This window comes from Arthrobacter sp. Leaf69, assembly GCF_001422645.1.
GTDB lineage: Bacteria > Actinomycetota > Actinomycetes > Actinomycetales > Micrococcaceae > Arthrobacter.
On the sequence record NZ_LMLR01000010.1, the window covers coordinates 866,913 to 887,708 of the forward strand.

Here is a 20,796-nt window from a genome sequence, read left to right on the forward strand (position 1 = left end):
GTGCTAGGGTAGCGGTTATGAGTTTCGATGGCCAGCTTCCGCCAAAGACGCGGCTGCTCCGTGCAGCCGCCGAGTTGCTGGCCAACTCCGCCGGGGGTGCGGTTTCCACCCGCCAGATCACGCAGCTGGCTGGCGTCACGGCGCCCACCCTCTACCACCACTTCGGTGACAAGGAAGGGCTGTTCGACGCCGTCGTCGCGGCAGGTTTCGAAGAGTACGTCGCGGGCGAACGTGACTTTGCGCCGTCCGGGCAGCCGCTGGAAGATATCCGGCGGATGTGGGACAACCATGTGCAGTTCGGGCTCAACCAGCCGGAACTGTACCTCGTCATGTTTGGGAATATCCGCCCCGAGAGCCGCCCGGCGGTCGTCGCCGACGCCGAGGGCCTCATGGAGGAGATGCTGAACAAGGCCGCCGTCGCCGGCCAACTGAACGTCCCTCCGCGGGAGGCAGCCAGGAGCATCCTGGCTGCCAACGTGGGGGTGACGCTGATGCTGATCACGGAAAAGGCGCCCGAGCGCAACCTCGAGCTCTCCACCATGACCCGCGACGCCATGATCTTTGCGGTGTCCTCGGACCAGGCCAAGAGCAGCAGCCCTGAAGCCTCCGGGAAATCCTCGGTGGTTGTGGCGGCGATCGCCCTGAACGCGGCATTGCAGGCATCGCACTCGGACCAGCTGTCCAGCTCGGAACTCAAGCTCTTCCTCGAATGGCTCCACCGGATCTCAACCAGCTCCACCAGCTAGCTTTCGCGAAATTATCGGACGATCCTGCGATGCAGCAGGAATGACGGTTAGGAATTCACATGGCAACAGAGACAGTTGCGAAACCCCGCACCAGCATGCGGGTACACGTCCAGAAATTCGGGACGTTCCTGTCCGGAATGATCATGCCCAACATCGGCGCGTTCATCGCCTGGGGCATCATCACGGCGCTGTTCATCCCGGCGGGATTCCTGCCGAATGAGGAGCTCGCCAAGCTGGTCGGACCAATGATCACCTACCTGCTGCCGCTCCTGATCGGCTACACCGGCGGCCGGATGGTCTACGGCGTGCGCGGCGGCGTCGTGGGCGCTGTGGCCACCACGGGTGTCATCGTCGGCACGGACATCCCCATGTTCATCGGCGCCATGATTCTCGGCCCCCTCACGGCCTGGCTCATGATGAAGGTGGACAAGATCTGGGAAGGCCGGGTCAAGCCCGGCTTCGAAATGCTCATCGACAACTTCTCGGCCGGCATCCTGGCCGCCGGCATGGCGGTCGTCGGCATGCTGGTCGTCGGCCCGGTGGTGAAGGCCTTCAGCAACGGCGCCAGCGCCGTCGTCGAATTCCTGGTTCTTAACGGACTGCTGCCGTTCACCAGTATCTTTATCGAACCCGCCAAGGTCCTGTTCCTGAACAACGCGGTCAACCACGGCATCCTCACGCCGCTGGGAACGCAGCAGGCCCTTGAGGAGGGCAAGTCCCTCCTGTTCCTGCTCGAAGCCAACCCCGGTCCCGGCTTCGGCATCCTGCTGGCCTACTCGATCTTCGGCACGGGGCTCGCCCGGGCGTCAGCGCCGGGCGCAGCCGTCATCCAGTTCGTCGGCGGCATCCATGAGATCTACTTCCCGTACGTGCTGATGAAGCCCATCATGATCCTCGCCGCCATCGGCGGCGGCATGACCGGCATCTTCACCCTGGTGGTCACCGGCGCCGGGCTCCGCTCACCGGCAGCCCCGGGCAGCATCCTTGCCGTCTACGCAGCGACCGCACGCGACAGTTACGTCGGCGTGACACTCTCCGTGCTGTTCGCCACCATCGTGTCCTTCCTCATCGCCTCGGTGATCCTGAAGGCCAGCAAGGCGACCGCGGAGGACGACCTGGACGAAGCCACCCACCGGATGGAAGCCCTCAAGGGCAAGAAGAGCTCGATTTCCTCCGCCCTGACCGGCGCGGGCATGAACGCCGGCGGCGTCGCCGTCCTCGCCGGACCGGTCAAGAACATCGTCTTTGCGTGCGACGCCGGTATGGGCTCCAGCGCGATGGGCGCCTCGGTGCTGCGGAACAAGATCAAGGCGGCCGGCTTCCCGGACGTCAAGGTCACCAATTCCGCGATCGCCAACCTCACGGACACGTACGACGTCGTCATCACGCACCAGGATCTGACGGAGCGGGCCAAGCCCGTCACCGCCAGCGCCGTCCACGTTTCGGTGGACAACTTCATGAACAGCCCGCGCTACGACGAGATCGTGGAGCTCGTCCAGGCCAGTAACACGGACGGGGGAACGGGCGCCGCCGCCCCGGCGGCTGGTGCTGCTCCCGCCGTCGGCGCTCCTGCCGCTGCCGCGGCGGAAGCACCCGAGGAGGCCGGTCCCGCCGGCATCCTGGTGGCCGAAAGCGTTGTCCTCAACGGCGCCGCAACCACGCGGGACGCCGCCATCGACGAGGCCGGCCGGCTCCTGCTGGACCGCGGCGCCGTCGACTCCGGCTACCTGGACGCCATGCACGAACGCGAGGAGTCCGTGTCCACGTACATGGGCAGCTACCTCGCCATCCCGCACGGGACCAACGCCGCGAAGGACCACATCATGAAGTCCGCGGTTTCCGTGGTCCGGTACCCGGACGGCATCGACTGGAACGGCAAGGAAGTGAAGTTTGTGGTCGGCGTCGCCGGCATCAACAACGAACACCTGCAGATCCTGTCCTCGATCGCCAAGGTCTTCACCAACAAGGCGCAGGTGGCACAGCTTGAGGCGGCCACCACCGTCGAGGAAGTCCTTGACCTGTTCGGAAAGGTCAATTCATAGTGAAGGCCGTTCATTTTGGAGCCGGGAACATCGGACGCGGGTTCGTGGGCTTGCTGCTGCACGAGGCGGGGTATGAGGTGGTGTTCGCGGATGTCGCGGAGGACCTTATCAACCAGCTGGCCGCCGCGGACAGCTACCAGGTCCACGAGGTGGGGGACAACCCCGCCGTCCGCACCGTGGAGAACTTCCGCGCGCTGAACTCCAGCACCCAGGAGGCGGACGTCATCGCGGAAATCGCGACGGCGGACATCGTCACCACCGCCGTGGGGCCCCACATCCTCAAGTTCCTGGCGCCTGTGATCGCCAAGGGGATCACGGCCCGCGCCGCCGGGCTGGCGCCACTGCAGGTGATGGCGTGTGAGAACGCCATCAACGCCACGGACACCCTGAAGGCCGAAGTCGCAGCGCAGTGGGATCCGGCCGCCGGCTCCCTGGACGCGGCCGCCGTCTTCGCTAACACGGCGGTGGACCGGATCGTGCCCAACCAGGAGCCCGGGCAGGGCCTGGACGTCACGGTGGAGACCTTCTACGAATGGGTCATCGACCGGACCCCGTTTGCGGGCAAGGAGCCGGTGATTCCGGGAGCGACGTTCGTGGATGACCTGGAGCCGTACATCGAGCGGAAGCTGTTCACCGTGAACACCGGGCATGCCGCGGCGGCCTATTTCGGTTTCGAAGCCGGCCTGGGCAAGATTTCCGAGGCCATGGCCGATCAGGATGTCGCCGCGGACGTGCGCGCCGTCCTGGACGAAACCAAGGAACTGCTGGTGGCCAAGCACGGCTTCAACCGTGACGAGCAGGAGGCCTACGTCCAGAAGATCCTGGGCCGTTTCTCCAACCCGCACCTGCCGGACGCCGTGAATCGGGTGGGACGGGCGCCGCTGCGCAAGCTCAGCCGGCACGAACGCTTCATCGGGCCCGCAGCGGAGCTGGCCGAACGCGGGATCGTCCCGGAGGCCCTGCTCGGTGCGATCGCCGCGGCCCTGCGCTTCAACGATCCGGCCGACACTGAAGCCGTGGAGCTCGGGAAGATTCTGGCTTCCTCGGGCGCGGACGAGGCGACGGCGACCATTACCGGTCTGGCGCCGGACCACCCGCTGTTCAAGGCCGTCTCCGCCATGGTCGAGGAGGCCAAGGCCGCCGTCTAGCCCGATTCCCATCGCGAAAGCAAGCCGCCGGCGCCGGAACTCACCCGAGTTCCGGCGTCGGCGTCTTTGTTGGCGCCCCCTCGGTTGCGCTATCACTTGGTGCGCCCAAATCCGGGTTCTAACCACCGGAAGTGATAGGGCGACTCCTTCTCTTTGACCATTAGGTAGCCTAACTGTTAGGCTACCTAACTATGAGTGTGAGCGAAACGACCGACCCCGGCCTTCTGGCCCTGGCCCAGGACTTCCGTGAGGCCCTCCGCCACAGCATCTACCTCGTCCGCCGACTGGACGCTGACGGCGAGCTCAGCGCCGCCCAGCTCAGCACGCTCAAGATGCTGATGGACGCAGGAACTTCCCGCGAAGGCGACGGTGGTTCCTCCGCCGCCGGAGTGCGGGTCGGTGAAATCGCCCGGAACCTAGGCGTCAGGGTACCCAGCGCCACCGAGCAGATCATCAAGCTCGAGCGCGCCGGCCTCGCTCGGCGCGAACCGGACCCCGAGGATTCCCGGGCCGTCCGGGTGAGGCTCACCGAAGCCGGGGTCGCCGCCGTCGCCTCCGCCAATGAGCGCCGCAATGCCGTCATGGCCGGCGTCCTCTCCTCCCTTTCGGACGATGAACGCGCCGCCCTGGCTGCCGCCCTGCCGGTCATTGGCAGGATCAACGCGACGGTCCAGGCCTGATCTTCAACCGACATTCCAATCAACCAGGAGTACCCAATATGCACGGCCAGCCAGCCGACACCCTACCGGCAGCCGACGTTACCCTCGAGGCGGAGAAGGCCTCACTACTCAAGCAGCCCAGGGCGGTGTGGGCCACGGCTCTCGCAGCCGTCTTCGCCTTCATGGGCATCGGGCTGGTGGATCCCATCCTGCCCGCGATCGCCAAGAACCTGGATGCCTCGCAAAGCGAGGTATCCCTGCTCTTTACGAGCTATTTCCTCGTTACCGCCGTTGCGATGCTGATTACCGGCTACGTCTCCTCCCGGATCGGCGGTAAGCGGACGCTGCTGATCGGGCTGGCAGTGATCGTCGCGTTCGCCTCGCTGTCGGGCACCTCGGGCAGCGTGGCTGAGCTCATCGGCTTCCGGGCCGGCTGGGGGCTGGGCAACGCCCTCTTTGTGGCCACGGCGCTGGCCGTGATTGTCGGCGTCGCGAGCGGCGGAGCCGGCACGGCGATCATCCTGTACGAGGCCGCCCTCGGCCTGGGCATCTCCCTGGGCCCGCTCCTGGGTGCACTGCTTGGCGGCTGGCAGTGGCGCGCCCCGTTCTTCGGCACCGCCGTGCTGATGGCCTCCGCGTTCATCGCGCTTATTGCCCTGTTACCCAAGACGCCGCTGCCTGAGCGGAAGGTCCGGCTCCGGGATCCGCTCCTCGCGTTGGGGCACAAGGGACTCCGGACGACGGCGGCCAGCGGCCTGTTCTACAATTACGGCTTCTTCACCGTCCTGGCCTTCACGCCCTTCATCCTGGGCATGGACGCGTACGGGATCGGTGGGGTGTTCTTTGGTTGGGGCGTCGCCGTTGCTGTGTTCTCCGTGTTTGCTGCGCCTGTGCTGCAGAACCGCTTCGGGGCCGTCCGGGTGCTCACCGGCACCCTGGTCCTGCTGGTGCTGGACCTCGTGGGCTTGGGACTGGCCGCCGGGCACTCGGTGCCTGCCGTCGTGGTCCTGGTGGTGGTTTCCGGGGCGCTCCTGGGCGTCAACAACACCATCTACACGGAGCTGGCCATGGGGGTTTCCGATTCGCCCCGGCCGGTGGCCTCCGCCGGGTACAACTTCGTGCGCTGGATGGGCGGCGCACTGGCGCCCTTTGCCGCCGCGCAGCTGGGCGAGCACTTCGGCCCGCAGGTCCCCTTCTTCGCCGGTGCGCTGGCCATGGTGGCCGCGATTGCCGTGGTCTTCGGCGGACGCCGCTACCTGACCGCGCACGAGCCGCGAGTGGTCTAGCCAGCCCGCGGCCGCGGGCACAACCCTCCAAGGTCACAGAAAACGCCCATGTTCCGCAGGAACACGGGCGTTAGCTGTCACCTCGCGGGGTGCAAGGCGCGGGTGCCGAACGGCTCAGGCTTTTGCCGACTCCTTCGCGGAACCCTTGGGCACGAAGAGGGTCTCGGCCTGCTCCAGTGACATTCCGTTGGTCTCCGGCACCTTGAACTTCACGAAGAAGAACGACGCCGCCGCGAACATCGCGTACATGGCGTAGGTCAGGGGCAGCGAGGCAGCCGCCATGGCAGGGAAGCTCAGGGTGATGGCGAAGTTCGCGATCCACTGCGCGGCCGCGGCGAGGCCCAGGGCGCGGGCACGGATCCGGGACGGGAAGATTTCGCCCAGCAGCACCCAGACGAGCGGGCCCCAGGAGGCGCCGAAGCTGATCACAAAGACGTTGGCGGCCACCAGGGCGGCAGGGCCCCATGCGCCGGGCAGCGAAATCGCGTCGCCGGTTCCGGTGGCGGACCCGAAGGCCAGGGCCATGGTGCCCAGCGAGGCGGCCATGCCGATGGAACCCGCGAGCATGATGGGACGGCGGCCGATCCGGTCTACCAGGGCGATCGCCACGAGGGTCACCAGGATGTTCGTGACGGCCGTGGCCACGGAAATCGTCAGGGAGTCCTTTTCCTGGAACCCGACAGCCTTCCACAGGGTGGTGGAGTAGTAGAAGATCACGTTGATCCCGACAAACTGCTGCAGCACCGACAGGATGATGCCGATCCACACCACGGGCTGCAGGCCGAAGGCCTTGCCGCGCAGGGACCCCTTCTGGCCCGCGACCTTGTCCTCCTCGATGGCGGTCTTGATGTCGCGCAGGTGGCGGTCTGTGTCCTCATCCGGGGCGATGGACTGGAAGACCTTGAGGGCTTCCTCATCCTTGCCCTGGAACACCAGGAAACGCGGCGACTCGGGGAGGGTGTAGGCAATCCAGCCGTAGACGACGGCGGGGACCGCACCGGCGAGGAACATCCAGCGCCAGGCCTCGAGGCCGAACCAGAGATCCTGGTCTGCGCCGCCGGCGAAGTTCGCGAAGAGGGCGTCCGAGAGCAGCGCGGCGAAGATACCGGTGGTGATGGCGAGCTGCTGGAGCGAGGCCAGGCGTCCGCGGACGTGGCGCGGGGAGATCTCGGAGATGTAGGCCGGGGCGATCACGGAGGCAAGGCCGATGCCCAGTCCGCCGACGAGGCGCCAGAAGATAAGGTCCCACACGCTGAAGGCGAAGCCCGTGCCGATGGCGCTGACCAGGAACAGCAGCGCACCGATCTTCATGGCCGGGATGCGCCCGTAGCGGTCGGCAACCTTGCCGGCCAGGAAGGCGCCCGCCGCGCAGCCGAGGAGGGCGACGGCCACGGCGAAGCCGGTCACGGCCTCGCTGAGCGCGAACTCGTCCTTGATGGCGTCGACGGCGCCGTTGACCACCGAGGAGTCAAAGCCGAAGAGGAAGCCGCCCACGGCGCCCGCCACGGCCAGCCAAATGACCCGGTGGGGGATCTTGGCGGCGGTCTGGTCTTGGGTGGTTGTCATTCGGCTCCCTCGGCATTTCGCGTTCCACGGCCTGCGCCGCAGCTACCAAGTCTTACACCAGAGCCGGAGCGACCCCTGTCACACGCCGCAAAAAGTGAGACGAAACATACAGGGCGCCGTCGAGGTGAGACTTCGCGCCGATGTCTGGTCCAACCATGGGCGCGAACTCTCTCCTCGGTGGTTCCGGGCGGGGATGTGTGGGGGACGGGTGGAGTGCAAGGTGTGGATAACCTAAGCAGGCGGCGCCGGATCCCGTCATCATGAGGGGATGCGCCGATTTGAGCTCCCGCGTCCACTGGCTGATGGCTCTTTCTCCGTCCTTGCCGCGGATGCCGCGGGAATCCCACGGAAGCGGACCCGTGCCCAGGATCTGGTCACCGTGTCCCGTGGCATCCGCGTCCCGGTCGGGAGCGGCGCGCAAGGCACCGCTGCGTTGAGGGCCTACTGCCAGCTCGATGAATGCACGGTTCTCGGCCACTTCCCGGCGGCGCGGATTTGGAGCGTTGGCCTGCCCCTTTGGGCCGACTGCGACTGGCGGATCCATCTGGCCCGGCCCCGGGGTGGCAGCATCCCCAAGCGGGCAAACGTGGCGGGCCACCGGCTTGATCTGCGGACCGGGGACGTGGTGATTCTCGACGGCGTCCGGGTCACTTCGCCCGAACGCACCTTCCTCGACTTGGCGGCTACTCTGCGGTTGGACGACCTCGTGGCCGCCGGCGATTCCCTGGTGTCTGAGCACGGTCCGGAGTTTCCCTTTTGGACCGGTTGGGCTGGGTCGAGGTGAGGATCTCGAAGGACGACCTGCAGGGAGAGCGCCCCGCCGTCGTCGGCAGGGTCCGACGCACGATTCAGTCCCGGGGATGGACGCCGAGGTGAGAGTTCGCGCCCTTACACAGGGGAGACATGGGCGCGAAGTCTCACCTCGGCCCGGCTCAGCGCTCGACCAGGATCCCGTCCGGATCGCACCAGATCCTGGCGCCGGGCCGAATTACGACGCCGTCGATCTCCAGTTCCACGTCGCTCTCTCCGTCGCCCGTCTTGGCGCTCTTGCGCGGGTTGCTGCCCAACGCCTTCACGCCGAGCGGCAGCCCCGCGATGGCGGTCCGGTCACGGATTGCGCCGTTGATCACGACGCCGGCCCAGCCGTTCGCGACGGCGCTTGCCGCGATCAGGTCCCCCATGAGCGCAGTGCGCAGAGATCCGCCGCCATCCACCACCAGGACCGCCCCGTCGCCGGGTGTGGCGAGGGCGGACTTGACCAGGGCGTTGTCCTCGAAGCAGCGGATGGTCCGGACCGGGCCGCTGAAGTGGGTATGGCCGCCGAGCGACTGGAACTGCAGAGCCACGGAGTCAAGCTCCTCGCCCCGTTCGTCGAAGAGATCGGCGGTATTAACAGCGGATGCGGCCATGAGTTCTCCTGTGCACTGGAAAGAGGGGTGCGGATCGTGATCCCCACGATAGTCTGGCTCCACACTGACCTTCAGTCTGCGTCATCCGTTTCCGGGGGGAACCGAACCACATGAGCCTGTCCGATATGCCCGGAGCAGCTCCGGACCCTGCCCGTGGCCGCCTCGCCGCTGACGGCCCGACGGCGGTGGCGCTCGCCGAACCCGACAGGGCCGTCCGGCCGGTATGGATTGCCGGAGTCGTCCTCGTTAACCTGGGCATCAATGCGGCCTTCTTCGGCCCGATCCAGGTCCTCCTTGGCCAGCAGGCGGAAGCGTTCAGCGAAGGCGACAAAGAAGCCATCCTCGCCCTCGTGACCGGAGCCGGTGCTGCCGTCTCACTCGTGGCCAACCCGTTGTTCGGCGCATTCAGCGACCGCACCACCTCGCGCCTGGGTCGACGGGTCCCCTGGGTACTCTTCGGCGCCGTCCTCGGCGCCGCGGCCCTGATCGCGCTCGCGGGGGCGCCCAACGTGGCCATCATGACGCTGCTCTGGTGCCTGGTGCAGGCCGGGTGCAACGGTGCCTATGCCGCCATCACCGCGGCCATCCCGGACCGTGTGCCCGTGGCCCAGCGCGGCACGGTGGGGGGACTCGCCGCCATGGGACAGACAGTGGGCATCCTCGTCGGCGCCGTGATCGCCGCAGCGGTGACGGGGAACTTCGCCGTCGGCTATCTGGTCTGCGCCGTGGCGCTGCTCGCCGGCGTCGTGCTGTATTTCTTCAGGAACGACGACGTCCAGCTCCCCGCGGGGGCCCGCCCGCCGTTCAGCCTGGCCGGCTTCGCGAGGGGTTTCTGGATTTCCCCGGCGCTCTACCCGGACTTCGCCTGGGCCTGGCTGACCCGGCTCCTGGTGAACATCGGCAACCACATGGTGACCCTTTACCTGCTCTTCTTCCTCAAGGACGCGGTCCGCCTTGAAGAGACGCAGGGCATCGCGCCGGAGTTCGGCGTGTTGGTCCTGACCGGGCTTTACGCCGTCATGGTGATCATCACCAGCGTGATCGGCGGCCGGCTGAGCGACCGGATGGGTAAGCGGAAGCCGCTGGTGATCATCTCGTCCGTCATCATTGCGGTGGCCTCGCTGATCCTCGCGTTCGCGCCGAACTGGGCCGGCGCCCTCCTGGGCGCCTCGGTGCTGGGCATCGGCTTCGGCTGCTACCTCGCGGTGGACTTCGCCCTCATCACCCAGGTCCTCCCGGCGGCGCTGAGCCGCGGAAAGGATCTGGGTGTCCTCAACATCGCCAATTCCCTGCCCCAGGTGCTCGCTCCGCTCATCGCCTTCCCCTTCGTGACGCTGTGGGGCGGCTACGTTTCCCTGTACGTCGCGGCGGCTGTGATCGGCCTGCTCGGGGCCGTCTTTGTGGTCAAGATCAAGGGCGTCGACTAGGGCCCGGACCCGCCGCCGGGGAGGCTGTGCCCGGGTGCGGGCGGCACCGCCTGTGACTCGCTGAGGGCCCGGGAGCGTGGCGTATAGTGGACGGAATTGCCGCGGCAGTGCTGTGGGGGATCCCTCCGGGCTGCCGAGAAAACCGACCCCGGAACGCTGCTGATGCCTGAATTCCACTCAGAACTTCCACCGATGGCTCCTCCGCCCACCCTGCCCCGGCAGCGGCTCCGCTACACGCGGATCCTCGACGTTGCCGCCGGGTTCGCCCGCAAGGGCCTGGACTCCGTGGTCCTCTCCGAAGTCGCTGCCAAGGCCGATGTTCCGCTGGGCACCCTGTACCGCTACTTTCCCTCCGCCACCCAGCTCATGCTGGCGCTCTACCGCAAGCAGCTCACGGAACTGCATGCGGCCAACTCGCCGGCCGGAGTCCCCGAACGGGACGTTCCGGCCCAGGCTCTCGTCGGGGTTGTCATGGAAATTTTCCACATGCGCCTGATGCAGCCCGCCGTGGAGCAGTGCCTGAACAAAGCCGTTTACACCAAAGGCACGGACACCACGAGGCTGCTCCGCGAGATCGACTCCACGGCTGAGAAGGCCGTCACCGAAGTGAGCGGCGACGCCGCCATTTCCCGGGTCCTGCTGCTGACCGTCACCGGACTGGTCCAGTCCGTCCGCTGCCGCCGCCTCTCGCTCTTCGAGGCCGAGGGAGACCTCAAGAAGGCCTGCTTCCTGCTGACATCCAGCCGCCCTGCCGCGTAACTGGTCTAGACCAATCCGGTTTTCTACTGGGCAGTAGGGGCCGTTTTGCGTGATGCGGCTCACCAGAAACGCGGGATAAACGTTTCACCGGATGCCGGCGTGTGTCGTGTGACACCTTGCGCCCGGAATGTTGTGTTTACCATTGCAGAACCGGAGCGGCCCTGCCGCCTGCAGTACCCGGAGCGTCACCGCAGACCCACCACCTCGGGTCGCTGCCGACGTTCCCCAGACCATCTTGAGCATGCCTGTGCTTGAGCTTCCATGAGCCGTACGCCCACGGTGAGCCCCAGGAGACAACGACGTGTCCACTGAAACGATCAACCCCACCGACGCCACTTCCCCCGCCGAGCCTGTAGCGGTGCTCACCGACGAGGAAATTTTCGCATCCCACCAGGGCGGCAAGCTTTCCATTTCCAGCACCGTGCCGCTGGCCAGCAAGCGCGACCTGTCCATCGCCTACACGCCCGGCGTTGCCCAGGTCAGCCGCGCCATCGCCGCCACCCCGGAACTCGCCAAGACGCTCACGTGGGCCCAGCGCCTCGTCGTCGTCGTGAGCGACGGCACCGCCGTCCTGGGCCTCGGCGACATCGGCGCCAGCGCCTCGCTGCCCGTGATGGAGGGCAAGTCGGCCCTGTTCAAGGCCTTCGGCGAGCTCGACTCCATCCCGTTGGTACTCAACACCACCAACGTCGACGAGATCGTGGAGACCCTGGTCCGCCTGCGCCCGAGCTTTGGCGCCGTCAACCTCGAGGACGTCTCGGCGCCGCGCTGCTTCGAACTTGAGGACAAGCTCATCGAGGCCCTCGATTGCCCCGTTATGCACGACGACCAGCACGGCACCGCCGTCGTGGTCCTCGCGGCCCTGACCGGCGCCGCGAAGGTGACCGGCCGCGGGCTCGAAAAACTCCGCGTTGTCGTCTCGGGCGCCGGCGCGGCCGGAATCGCCGTCGCGCAGATGCTTCTTGCCGCCGGGATCACCGACGTGGTGCTGCTGGACTCCCGCGGCGTCATCAACAGCGACCGTCCGGACATCGCCGCCGACCCCGCCAGCAAGAAAGCGCAGCTGGCCGCGAGCGGCAACCCGCGCGGCGTCTCCGGCGGCCCGGCCGAGGCCCTGCTGGACGCCGACGTGTTCATCGGTGTCTCGTCCTCCAAGCTGGCCGAGGAGCACCTCCAGCTCATGAGCCAGGACGCGATTGTGTTCGCCCTGTCCAACCCGGACCCCGAAGTCCTGCCGGAGGTCGCCCGCAAGTATGCGGCCGTCGTCGCCACGGGCCGCAGCGACTTCCCGAACCAGATCAACAACGTCCTCGCGTTCCCCGGCATCTTCCGCGGCGCCCTCGACGCCGGCGCCCGCCGGATCACGCCGGCCATGAAGCTGGCCGCGGCCCGCGCCATCGCCGAACTGGCCGATGAGGACCTGTCCGCCGACTACATCGTCCCCAGCCCGCTGGACTCGCGGGTGGCCCCGGCGGTGGCCGCCGCCGTGGCCGCGGCGGTTGAAGCCGAGTAACCACAGCTGAACAGACGTCGACGGCGGCACGTCCTTGGGGGATGCGCCGCCGTCGACGTGCCGGCCTCCGGCCCGCTCCGAGGCCGGGCCGGCCCATAGACTGGGGCCATGAACCCCGAGACTGTTGTGACGATCCTGTGCGGCCTCGCCATCCTGGTGGGCGTGGCCGGAACCGTCATCCCCGTGCTGCCCGGCAGCATCCTGATCGGGCTGAGCCTGCTGGCATGGGCCATCTGGGGCGGCGCCGGAACCACCGGCTGGGTGGTGTTCGCGATCGGCATGGTCTTCGTCTTAGCGGGGATGGCCGCCAGCGCGGTCCTGACAGGCCGGAAACTCAAACAGCACAGCATCCCGGGCCGCTCGGTCGTCACCGGGCTGGTGTTCGGTGTGGTGGGGATGTTTATCATCCCGGTGGTGGGCCTGTTCGTCGGTTTCGCCGCGGGCCTGCTGCTGAGCGAGCTGCACCGCACGCGGGTTTTTGGTACCGCCGTGGCCTCCAGCTGGGCGGCGCTGAAAGCCACCGGACTGGGAATGATCGTCGAGTTCGGACTCGCCTGCCTCGCCGGCAGCACCTGGGTGATCGGCCTGTGGGTTTCGGCCGCGGCCTAGTCTGCCCCCGCCTGCCCGCGCCCATTAACATGGATACATGAGCTCCGGACCAGGAGGATCCACACCCCTTTCCGCGCTGTACCGCGACCACCGCGACCTGACGCCGTTCCGCACCCCGGTCATCCGGACACCCGTCCGCGGCCTCGCCGACGGTGTGGGAGGTGTGGTGTCCGGGGTCCTGGCCGGGCGGATCCGCGGCGCCTTGCCTGTGGAGGGCGGCGCGCCCCGGCTCGGCAAGGTCGGCGGGAGGGCGCCGGCCAAGGCGGCGAGGGCAGTCCATGCCGCCATCTTTGGTAGCTCCGACCCGGACCGGCTGATCGCGCTGGCGCACACCTACCCCGGCTGGGCAGGGCTGTGCTACCTGATGGCGGGGTTGCAGAGCTACGCCCAGGGCGGCCATCTTCGCGCATCCGAACTGCTCCAGCGCGGACTGCTGACCAGGAATGACGACGACGCCAACCGTTACGCCTTTACGTACCTGGCCCGCGTCATCACCAGGGTGTCCGTGGCGGAGCGGGTCGAGGTTCCGGTCCTGTTCAGCGAGGAAGCCGTGTTCCTGGCGTTGTCCCATTCGCTGCGCGAGACCGGCCAGGGGGAGGCCGCCCTCGCGGCCCTGACCGGGCTGCCGCCGTCGTTACCCATGGCCCTGGCGCGCTGCTCCTTGGCCGCTTCGCTGGGACGGGATGCGGACGTGGTGGCGGATACGGAAGGACTGCTCAACGGGGATGACCTTTCGGCTGCGTTGCTTCTGGTCCGGGCGCGCTCGCTGCGGAAGTTCGGTGCCAACGCGGCGGCCCGTGCCGCCCTGCAGGAAGTCCTGCGCCGACGCGGAACCGACTTGACGCTCCGCAGCGATGCCCTGACGGACCGGACCCTCCTGCTGCTGGACAATGGGCGGAGGGCGCTCAGCCGCCGTGAGTGGCAGCCCCGCCCGCCCGCCGCTCTGGAGCCGGTCCGGGCTGTCCGGAAGGACGCCGAATTGCATGAGCTCTGGGACCGCGAATACGGCCGGGCCGACGACGCCTGAATCCCCGGCGCAATGAGCTTCATGCCGGATCAATTACCCTTGCGGGCGGGCGAAAACAGGGAGTACAAACGAGGGATGAGAGACGCGGCAGCACGCTGGATGCGGCACTACGTCACGGCCTGGACGTCGAACGATCCGGAGGACATCCGCGCGCTGTTCACCGAAGGCGCCGTGTACGCCACCCGGCCGGATGATCCCGAGCCGTGGATCGGGCGCGAGCAGATTGTGGAGCGCTGGATCGCCGCGGGGGATGCGCCGGGGGACTGGACTTTCGAGTGGAAACTCCTCGGAGTCGACGGCGGGAGGGCCTTCGTGCAGGGCCGCACCGACTATCGGGGGGACAGCCGCAGCTACGACAATCTCTGGGTCATCCAGCTCACCGGGGACGGCCGGGCCACGGAATTCACCGAATGGTATATGCCGCGCAAGTGACCGGCCCTGCGGTCCGCCGCGCCGGCTCCATGCACGGGGGCCTCAGCCCCGCGACAGGGCCTGGCCCAGGAGCGGCAGCAGCTGTTCGGACAGCAGCACTGCGCCCAGTGCAACCATGATGACGCCGCTGGCCAGCGTCACTTTCCGTGCCGCTCCCGGCCGCGAGTGCAGCAGCTTGCGTGCCAGCAGTGCGACGCAGGTGTAGACCACGGCAACCAAGAGAACAAAGGTCAGGCCGAGGAGGCCAGACTGCACCGGCACCGGGAGGGATGCCTGCGGGCTGACAAACTGCGGCACCAGGGCCACATAGAACAGCAGTCCCTTCGGGTTGATGCCGCTGGTTCCCATGCCCCGCAGGAACGTTTGGAACTGGTTCGCCGGCGCCCGCACCTCTGCGCCGCCGAAACTTGCTCCGCGCCAGGACCGGATGGTGGTAAGTCCTAGCCACAGAAGATAGGCCGCCCCGGCCACCGTCAGCCAGCCCAGCACGCCGGGAATCCCCGTCAGCAGGGCCGCCAGTCCCGCCACCAGCAGCACCGTGTGCAGCACGTAGCCGCCGCAGAGTCCTGCGACCGCGGGCACGAAGCTGCGCTGCTTCAGGCCCGCGGTGATGGAATACGCCCAGTCCACCCCGGGCGTGCAGGCCAGCGCGCCGGCGACCACCAGAAAGGCGAAAAACAGCTGGGGGTTCATGGTGATCTCCTGACGTGTGGGTACAGGAAAAGTCTAGGAAATCCGGCGCCGGAAGTGTTCCCTCTTTTCGCCCAGAAACACCTCGCGGCGGTACGATTATTGCGTGATTGACCATTTGGACAGAAGTATTTTGCGCTACCTCAAAGAGGACGGCCGCATGACTGCCACGGCCCTCGCCGCCAAGGTGGGACTGACTGTGGCTCCCTGCCACCGGCGGCTCCGCGACCTGGAGGCCTCCGGCGTCATCCGCGGCTACCGGGCGGACATCGATCCGGCCGCCGTGGGGCTCGGGTTCGAGGCGATCGTGTTCGTCACCCTGCGCCAGGTGGACCGGGCCACGATGGAGATTTTCGAGAACCGCGTGGCGGACAACCCGAATATCGTGGAGGCGCAGCGGCTGTTCGGTTCCCCGGACTACCTGTTAAAGGTCATCGCCGAGGACCTGCCCGCCTACCAGCGTTTCTACGACGCCGAACTGACTTCGCTGCCTGGCGTCGAACGCCTCACGTCGACGCTGGTGATGAAGAACCTGAAGCCCAATACCGGTCCGCCCGTGTAGGCCATTGGTTCAGGCGCCCAGCAGCCCCGTGGTCCGGTAGGGGATGACCTCACGCAGGAACATGCTGGTGGACGTCCGCACGATCCCGGGGCAGAGCCGGATTTCCTCGGCGACGCGATACAGATCGTCCGGACTCTTCGCCACCACGCGGATCAGCAGGTCGGTCTCGCCGGCGGGGGCGTGGCACTCCAGCACCTCCGGGATGTTCCGCAGCGCAGCGATCGCCTCATTCAGGTGGCTCTGGTCCAGTTCGGCGCTGACCGACGCCGCGACGCCCCGGCCCAGCGCCGAGGGCAGGACCCGGCTGCTGTTGGGGCGCAGGGCGCCCGACGCCGTCATCCGCTCCAGGCGCGACTGTACGGTGCCGCGCGCCAGGCCGAGTTTCTGGGCCAGTACCATGATCGGCAACCGGGGGTCTTCGTCGAGGGCGAGGAGGATCCGCCGGTCCGTCGCGTCGAGTTCCTGCAAAGTGACCACTTCCTGCACGTAGTTGCGTCCCGACTTGATCAGATTGACCAGTGCAACCCAAGTCCGTTGCACCAACTGTAGGGCTTCTGTTGAAATAGTGACAACGAAGGGACGCCGGCCACCGCCGCATCCCAACAGGCTACAAGCACCCCGGCACACCACCCGGACCTTGGATGAGGCTTCCCGCAAGGAACCCGCCCGCTGACTGACTCTTGTTCACACCATCGTCATTCCGCGTCGTTCACCGCAGTTCTCCTTATTCGCAGTGCCATGGCCCGGAGCAACGCCCCGGGCCCGGCACGGCAAGAGCCCCTGAGCCACCGACGTCGGTTTTCCGAAGTCATCGGTAGCTGAGGGGCTCCTGTGCTGTGACCCCGCGTTGCTGCTGGAGTGACCACGGGGAGGCTGCGCTTAGGCTGGTGACATGACGTCTGCCGGCCGCTTCGCCCCCAGCCCCTCCGGCGAACTGCATGTCGGCAACCTCCGCACCGCCATTCTCGCCTGGCTCTTCGCCCGGTCCACCGGCAGGCGGTTCCTGATGCGGGTTGAGGACCTCGACCGGGCCCGGTCCGGCGCCGAGGCGGAGCAACTCCGGGACCTGGCCGCCGTCGGGGTTACGTGGGACGGCGATGTGGTGCGCCAGACCGACCGCGGGACCCTCTATACGGAAGCGATCGGCCGGCTGGCCGCGGCGGGTCTTACGTATGAGTGCTTCTGCACCCGCCGGGAAATCCAAGAGGCCCCGTCCGCGCCGCACGCCCCGCAGGGAGCCTACCCGGGCACATGCCGGGAGCTGTCCGCGGCGGAACGTGAGGCGAAGCGTGCCGTCCGGCCCGCGGCGGTCCGGCTCCGGTCGGCCGTCACGGAGGTGACAGTGCAGGACGTGCTGCACGGCAGCTATACCGGCGTCGTGGATGACTTTGTGCTCCGCCGCAACGACGGGGTGACGGCGTACAACCTCGCCGTCGTGGTGGACGACGCCGCCCAGGGGATCGACCAGGTGGTCCGCGGCGACGACCTGCTGCCCTCCACGCCTCGGCAGGCCTACCTCGCCTCGCTGCTGAATATTCCCGTTCCGGAATATGCCCACGTTCCGCTCGTCCTGAACGCCGACGGCGCACGGCTGGCTAAGCGCGACGGCGCCGTTACGCTCACGGACCTCGCGGCCGTCGGGGCACCCGTAGACGAGGTGCGGGACGCTCTGCTGGGGTCCCTTAGGCTGCCGGGCGGGCCGCTGGCGCACGCCCTCGCCGCATTTGACCCTGCCGCGCTGCCGCGGGAGCCGTGGATCTGGCCCGGGATGGCCGGGCCGGACGCGTAGGCTGGATGCATGTCAGAACCAGAGTTCAGGGAATCGCGCAGCCCGCAGCCGAGTTTTACCGTCGAGACGGCCAAGGTTCTCGCCGAAGTGGCCCACAACCGGCAGAAGGACAAGCTCAAGCGGCCCTACCGCGAGCACGTGATCGCCGTCGGGGATGCCCTGGCGGACTTCGACGACGACATCCGGATTGCCGGTTATCTGCACGACATCGCAGAGGACACCCCGATGACCCGGCAGGCTCTGCTGGACATGGGCGTTACCGAGCGCGCCGTGGACATCATCGAGCGCGTCACCAAGCGCCTGCACGAGAACCCGGACGACTACCAGGCCGGCATCCGTTACATCGCCGAGGACCACGACGCCACCCTCGTGAAGATCGCGGACAACGCGCACAATTCGCTGCCGGAGCGCGTCAAGGCGCTGGCTGAGAAGTGGCCGGACAAACCGCCGGTAACCCGCTACAACGATGCCCGCCCCGTGCTCTACGCCGCAGTTCCGGTGGAGGAAACCCGGAAGATCCTGGCCCGGATCAACCCGTGGCTGCTCGAGGAACTCGACGACCTGCTCGACGAGGCGGATGACACCGACTACGAGAACCTCTCCTATGACGACGCGCCGACGGAAGACCCGACGGCGGGGCCGGACGAGGTCCCAGCCGCTGCCGCCGAGCCTGCTGCCGCTGAGGCCGAGCCGCGCCGGGGCTGACAGTGCGCGGCTACGTCCTCACCCGCTACGGCGGGCCGGATGCCATGGAGCTCCGGGACCTCGCTGAGCCCCAGCCCGGGCCCGGCGACGTCCGGATCCGGGTCGCCGCCGCAGGCCTGAACCCGGTCGACTTCAAGCTCCGCGAGGGCGGGCTGCGTCCCATCAGCCCGTTCCGGCTGCCGGTCGTCGCCGGCTGCGAAGTCGCCGGAACGGTCGACGTCGTCGGACCCGGCCCGAGCCGCTTCGCGGTAGGGGACCGTGTCTACGCGCGGGTGGACAAACGCAGGCTGGGTGCCTTCGCCGAGTTCGTGTGCGTGCAGCAGGAACTCGTTGCCGCCATGCCGGCGTCCATCGGGTTCGCCGAGGCCGCCGGACTTCCGCTGGCCGGGTTGACTGCGCTGCAGGCGCTCCGCGACGAACTCGACGTCGGCCCCGGCACCCGGCTTTTCATCGCCGGCGGCGCCGGGGGCGTGGGAACGCTCGCCATCCAGCTCGCCAAGCACTTCGGCGCCGAGGTCGCCACTACAGCCTCTGCCCGCGGCGAGGCCCTGGTGCGGCGGTTGGGGGCGGACCGGATTATCGACTACACGCGGGAGGACTTCGCCGGTGCGCTGCAGGATTTCGACGCCGTGCTGGACCTGGTGGTCGGCGCGACGCTGGAGAAATCCTTCCGCATCCTCCGGCCGGGCGGGCGGGTAGTCTCCATCGCGGGGGTTCCGGAGCCGCTCACCGCGACGAAAGACCTTGACGCTCCGCCGTGGGTCACCGCCGCATTCTGGGTGATGAGCCTGGGCATCCGCAGGCGCGCCCGCAAGGCGAAGACCAGCTACCGCTACCTGTTTATGCACCCGAGCGGGGACGGGCTGCGCTTCCTGGCAACGCTCGTCGACGCCGGCCAGCTGCAGCCGGTGGTGGACAGCAGCTATCCGTTCGACCGGATCGCCGAGGCCTTTGCCGCGCTGGAGCAGGGCCGCGCCAAGGGCAAGATCGTCGTCACGTTCTGACCAGCGTGCGGCAGGCCGGCGGCTACACCCGGCCCAGGGCGTCGATGTCCTCGAGGAACTGCTGGTGGACCTCGTCGCTCACCGTGGTCCGGGTCTCCGCAATCGCGTCGAGGTAGTCCTGCGTCGCGGGGCCCTTCCGGACGGCCTCGCGGATGGAGGCGTTGCCGCTGGAAGCCAGCCCGCCGTCGTCGTACACCGCTTTCTCCAGAGCCCGCTGGGACGCGCTCCGGGCCGCGTATTCGATGTCTGCGGGGGAGAATCCCTCCGTGCGGTCCACCAGCAGCTCCACGTCCACGTCGTCCACAACTGTGGCGGGAATGAACCGCTGCCACATAGCCTCGCGGGCCTGGCGGTCGGGCAGGCCGATGGGGATGACGTAGTCGAAGCGGCCGTGGCGCAGGAACGCGGTGTCCAGGGCGCGGATGAAGTTCGTGGCGCAGACCAGCAGGCGCCCGGGCTGTTCGCGGAAGGCAGGGATGATCTTCAGGAGCTCGTTGGTGACGCCCTGCAGCGGCGACGGCGGTTCACCGGAGCGCTGGGAGGCAATCTCCTCCACCTCATCGATGAACACCACGGCGTGTTCCAGCTCGGCAATCTCCAGGAAAGTCTCGCGCAGCGCACCCGCAAGACCCTTGGGATCGGAGGCCAGCCGGGAGGGGAAGACCTCCACGAAGGGCCACTCCAGCCGGGACGCAATGGCCTTCGCGAACGTGGTCTTGCCGGTGCCGGGCGGGCCGAAGAGAACGACGGCGCGCGGCGGCACCACACCGTACTCGTCGGCGAGGTCGGCCTCGGCCAAGGGCAGGACCAGCCGGCGTTCCAGCAGTTCCTTCTCGTTCCGCATGCCGGCGACATTTTCCCAGAGGTCGCGGGCCAGGATCCGGCCGCCCAGCAGGCTGAGCGGTTCGAGTTCCTGGCGCTGCACCGGAATCTTCCGTTCGAAATAGCGCAGGTTCTTCTTCAGCACAAACCCGCGGCCCAGGAACGCCTCCACCCGGGTCTCGGATTCCGGCATGAGCGCGGAAAGCTTGTTCAGGCCGTGCGGCGCCATCCGGTTCTCGACGGCGGCCAGCAGCGACGTGCCGATGCCGCGGCCGCGGTACTCGGGGAGGGTGGCGAGGAACACGATCCAGCCCTGGTCATGGGCGGCGCGCCCGACGGCGGCGCCCACCACCTGATCCCCCAGCACCGCGACGACGGCGTGGTCCTTTTCGCACGAGGCCAGTACCTCGGAGAGTGCATAGACCGGCTCCACGTTGGTGGCCTTGAGCGTTTCCCAGAGGTGCAGGATGCCGTCAAGGTCGGCGGAATGGAAATCCCTGATTCGCCAGTTGGTCATGAGGTGTCTCCCGGGTGGTTCGTCGCTGAGCCAGTGTGAGTCTGTCTGCTGAGCATATGCGAACCCTATCCGCGAGGGGTTGCG

The 20,796-nt window shown here is 67.7% G+C and carries 21 protein-coding genes; 16 read left to right on the top strand and 5 right to left on the bottom strand.

The window, feature by feature from the left end; translation table 11 throughout:
* Positions 1-17: 17 nt before the first annotated feature.
* The 5 genes from ASE96_RS09310 (at position 18) to ASE96_RS09330 (ending at position 5,881) form a co-directional block, all read left to right on the top strand.
* A complete protein-coding gene (locus ASE96_RS09310; protein ID WP_056429084.1) occupies positions 18-746 on the top strand; it encodes a TetR/AcrR family transcriptional regulator in 729 nt (242 codons plus the stop codon).
* 59 nt (positions 747-805) lie between these two features.
* A complete protein-coding gene (locus ASE96_RS09315; RefSeq protein ID WP_056429087.1) occupies positions 806-2,788 on the top strand; it encodes a PTS mannitol transporter subunit IICBA in 1,983 nt (660 codons plus the stop codon).
* Positions 2,788-3,936, top strand: a complete 1,149-nt coding sequence (locus tag ASE96_RS09320) for a mannitol-1-phosphate 5-dehydrogenase (protein ID WP_056429091.1) — start codon at positions 2,788-2,790, stop codon at positions 3,934-3,936. The genes ASE96_RS09315 and ASE96_RS09320 overlap by 1 nt, the downstream gene beginning before the upstream one ends.
* A gap of 191 nt (positions 3,937-4,127) precedes the next feature.
* On the top strand, positions 4,128-4,616 hold the full coding sequence (locus ASE96_RS09325; protein WP_056429094.1) for a MarR family winged helix-turn-helix transcriptional regulator: 489 nt from the start codon (positions 4,128-4,130) through the stop codon (positions 4,614-4,616).
* Positions 4,617-4,654: 38 nt separating this feature from the next.
* On the top strand, positions 4,655-5,881 hold the full coding sequence (locus tag ASE96_RS09330) for an MFS transporter (RefSeq protein ID WP_056429097.1): 1,227 nt from the start codon (positions 4,655-4,657) through the stop codon (positions 5,879-5,881).
* Positions 5,882-5,995: 114 nt separating this feature from the next.
* Here ASE96_RS09330 and ASE96_RS09335 read toward each other — a convergent pair whose 3' ends face one another.
* Positions 5,996-7,447, bottom strand: coding sequence for a sugar porter family MFS transporter (locus ASE96_RS09335; protein WP_056429099.1), 1,452 nt, complete (start codon positions 7,445-7,447; stop codon positions 5,996-5,998).
* Between the two features lie 268 nt (positions 7,448-7,715).
* On the opposite strand from ASE96_RS09335, the gene ASE96_RS09340 reads away from it, so the two are divergent.
* Entirely contained in the window at positions 7,716-8,231 is a 516-nt protein-coding gene (locus ASE96_RS09340) for a hypothetical protein (RefSeq protein ID WP_056429101.1), read from the top strand.
* A 148-nt stretch (positions 8,232-8,379) separates the two neighbouring features.
* On the opposite strand, the gene rraA is transcribed toward ASE96_RS09340, so the two are convergent.
* Positions 8,380-8,856: a ribonuclease E activity regulator RraA gene (gene rraA, locus ASE96_RS09345; RefSeq protein ID WP_056429102.1), complete on the bottom strand. Its 477-nt coding sequence runs from the start codon at positions 8,854-8,856 to the stop codon at positions 8,380-8,382.
* A 110-nt stretch (positions 8,857-8,966) separates the two neighbouring features.
* On the opposite strand from rraA, the gene ASE96_RS09350 reads away from it, so the two are divergent.
* The 6 genes from ASE96_RS09350 (at position 8,967) to ASE96_RS09375 (ending at position 14,623) form a co-directional block, all read left to right on the top strand.
* Positions 8,967-10,283, top strand: a complete 1,317-nt coding sequence (locus tag ASE96_RS09350) for an MFS transporter (RefSeq protein WP_056429105.1) — start codon at positions 8,967-8,969, stop codon at positions 10,281-10,283.
* Positions 10,284-10,475: 192 nt separating this feature from the next.
* On the top strand, positions 10,476-11,042 hold the full coding sequence (locus tag ASE96_RS09355) for a TetR/AcrR family transcriptional regulator (RefSeq protein ID WP_442853890.1): 567 nt from the start codon (positions 10,476-10,478) through the stop codon (positions 11,040-11,042).
* Positions 11,043-11,343: 301 nt separating this feature from the next.
* Positions 11,344-12,555 carry an NAD(P)-dependent malic enzyme gene (locus ASE96_RS09360; protein ID WP_056429111.1) on the top strand — a complete coding sequence of 404 codons (1,212 nt, stop codon included), beginning with the start codon at positions 11,344-11,346 and terminating at the stop codon, positions 12,553-12,555.
* Positions 12,556-12,663: 108 nt separating this feature from the next.
* Positions 12,664-13,164, top strand: coding sequence for a DUF456 domain-containing protein (locus ASE96_RS09365; protein WP_056429113.1), 501 nt, complete (start codon positions 12,664-12,666; stop codon positions 13,162-13,164).
* 37 nt (positions 13,165-13,201) lie between these two features.
* The gene (locus ASE96_RS09370) at positions 13,202-14,191 is read left to right on the top strand and encodes a hypothetical protein (RefSeq protein ID WP_056429116.1); all 990 of its coding nucleotides are present in this window, start codon (positions 13,202-13,204) and stop codon (positions 14,189-14,191) included.
* A 75-nt stretch (positions 14,192-14,266) separates the two neighbouring features.
* Entirely contained in the window at positions 14,267-14,623 is a 357-nt protein-coding gene (locus tag ASE96_RS09375) for a nuclear transport factor 2 family protein (RefSeq protein ID WP_056429120.1), read from the top strand.
* Between the two features lie 42 nt (positions 14,624-14,665).
* Here the strand turns inward: ASE96_RS09375 and ASE96_RS09380 are convergent, their stop codons facing one another.
* The gene (locus tag ASE96_RS09380; protein ID WP_056429123.1) at positions 14,666-15,316 is read right to left on the bottom strand and encodes a LysE family translocator; all 651 of its coding nucleotides are present in this window, start codon (positions 15,314-15,316) and stop codon (positions 14,666-14,668) included.
* A 103-nt stretch (positions 15,317-15,419) separates the two neighbouring features.
* Here ASE96_RS09380 and ASE96_RS09385 point away from each other — a divergent pair, with 103 nt between their 5' ends.
* Entirely contained in the window at positions 15,420-15,875 is a 456-nt protein-coding gene (locus ASE96_RS09385) for an Lrp/AsnC family transcriptional regulator (RefSeq protein ID WP_082492652.1), read from the top strand.
* Between the two features lie 9 nt (positions 15,876-15,884).
* On the opposite strand, the gene ASE96_RS09390 is transcribed toward ASE96_RS09385, so the two are convergent.
* The gene (locus ASE96_RS09390) at positions 15,885-16,343 is read right to left on the bottom strand and encodes an Lrp/AsnC family transcriptional regulator (protein WP_200913032.1); all 459 of its coding nucleotides are present in this window, start codon (positions 16,341-16,343) and stop codon (positions 15,885-15,887) included.
* Between the two features lie 424 nt (positions 16,344-16,767).
* Here ASE96_RS09390 and gluQRS point away from each other — a divergent pair, with 424 nt between their 5' ends.
* Genes gluQRS through ASE96_RS09405 form a run of 3 tightly spaced genes read left to right on the top strand, consistent with a single transcriptional unit; the run spans position 16,768 to position 19,373 of the window.
* Positions 16,768-17,664 (top strand): tRNA glutamyl-Q(34) synthetase GluQRS, encoded by an 897-nt coding sequence (gene gluQRS / locus ASE96_RS09395; protein ID WP_056429126.1) that lies wholly within the window; start codon positions 16,768-16,770, stop codon positions 17,662-17,664.
* A gap of 9 nt (positions 17,665-17,673) precedes the next feature.
* Positions 17,674-18,369 (top strand): HD domain-containing protein, encoded by a 696-nt coding sequence (locus ASE96_RS09400; RefSeq protein WP_056429129.1) that lies wholly within the window; start codon positions 17,674-17,676, stop codon positions 18,367-18,369.
* 2 nt (positions 18,370-18,371) lie between these two features.
* A complete protein-coding gene (locus ASE96_RS09405) occupies positions 18,372-19,373 on the top strand; it encodes an NADP-dependent oxidoreductase (RefSeq protein ID WP_056429134.1) in 1,002 nt (333 codons plus the stop codon).
* 22 nt (positions 19,374-19,395) lie between these two features.
* Here the strand turns inward: ASE96_RS09405 and ASE96_RS09410 are convergent, their stop codons facing one another.
* On the bottom strand, positions 19,396-20,712 hold the full coding sequence (locus ASE96_RS09410) for an ATP-binding protein (RefSeq protein WP_056429135.1): 1,317 nt from the start codon (positions 20,710-20,712) through the stop codon (positions 19,396-19,398).
* Positions 20,713-20,796 lie beyond the last annotated feature (84 nt).

Bases quoted from the DNA above. Each gene is read 5' to 3' on its own strand.
- ASE96_RS09310 (WP_056429084.1), top strand. From the start codon at position 18: ATGAGTTTCGATGGCCAGCTTCCGCCAAAGACGCGGCTGCTCCGTGCA.
- ASE96_RS09315 (WP_056429087.1), top strand. From the start codon at position 806: ATGGCAACAGAGACAGTTGCGAAACCCCGCACCAGCATGCGGGTACAC.
- ASE96_RS09325 (WP_056429094.1), top strand. From the start codon at position 4,128: ATGAGTGTGAGCGAAACGACCGACCCCGGCCTTCTGGCCCTGGCCCAG.
- ASE96_RS09330 (WP_056429097.1), top strand. From the start codon at position 4,655: ATGCACGGCCAGCCAGCCGACACCCTACCGGCAGCCGACGTTACCCTC.
- ASE96_RS09335 (WP_056429099.1), bottom strand. From the start codon at position 7,447: ATGACAACCACCCAAGACCAGACCGCCGCCAAGATCCCCCACCGGGTC.
- ASE96_RS09340 (WP_056429101.1), top strand. From the start codon at position 7,716: ATGCGCCGATTTGAGCTCCCGCGTCCACTGGCTGATGGCTCTTTCTCC.
- rraA (WP_056429102.1), bottom strand. From the start codon at position 8,856: ATGGCCGCATCCGCTGTTAATACCGCCGATCTCTTCGACGAACGGGGC.
- ASE96_RS09350 (WP_056429105.1), top strand. From the start codon at position 8,967: ATGAGCCTGTCCGATATGCCCGGAGCAGCTCCGGACCCTGCCCGTGGC.
- ASE96_RS09355 (WP_442853890.1), top strand. From the start codon at position 10,476: ATGGCTCCTCCGCCCACCCTGCCCCGGCAGCGGCTCCGCTACACGCGG.
- ASE96_RS09365 (WP_056429113.1), top strand. From the start codon at position 12,664: ATGAACCCCGAGACTGTTGTGACGATCCTGTGCGGCCTCGCCATCCTG.
- ASE96_RS09370 (WP_056429116.1), top strand. From the start codon at position 13,202: ATGAGCTCCGGACCAGGAGGATCCACACCCCTTTCCGCGCTGTACCGC.
- ASE96_RS09375 (WP_056429120.1), top strand. From the start codon at position 14,267: ATGAGAGACGCGGCAGCACGCTGGATGCGGCACTACGTCACGGCCTGG.
- ASE96_RS09380 (WP_056429123.1), bottom strand. From the start codon at position 15,316: ATGAACCCCCAGCTGTTTTTCGCCTTTCTGGTGGTCGCCGGCGCGCTG.
- gluQRS (WP_056429126.1), top strand. From the start codon at position 16,768: ATGACGTCTGCCGGCCGCTTCGCCCCCAGCCCCTCCGGCGAACTGCAT.
- ASE96_RS09400 (WP_056429129.1), top strand. From the start codon at position 17,674: ATGTCAGAACCAGAGTTCAGGGAATCGCGCAGCCCGCAGCCGAGTTTT.
- ASE96_RS09410 (WP_056429135.1), bottom strand. From the start codon at position 20,712: ATGACCAACTGGCGAATCAGGGATTTCCATTCCGCCGACCTTGACGGC.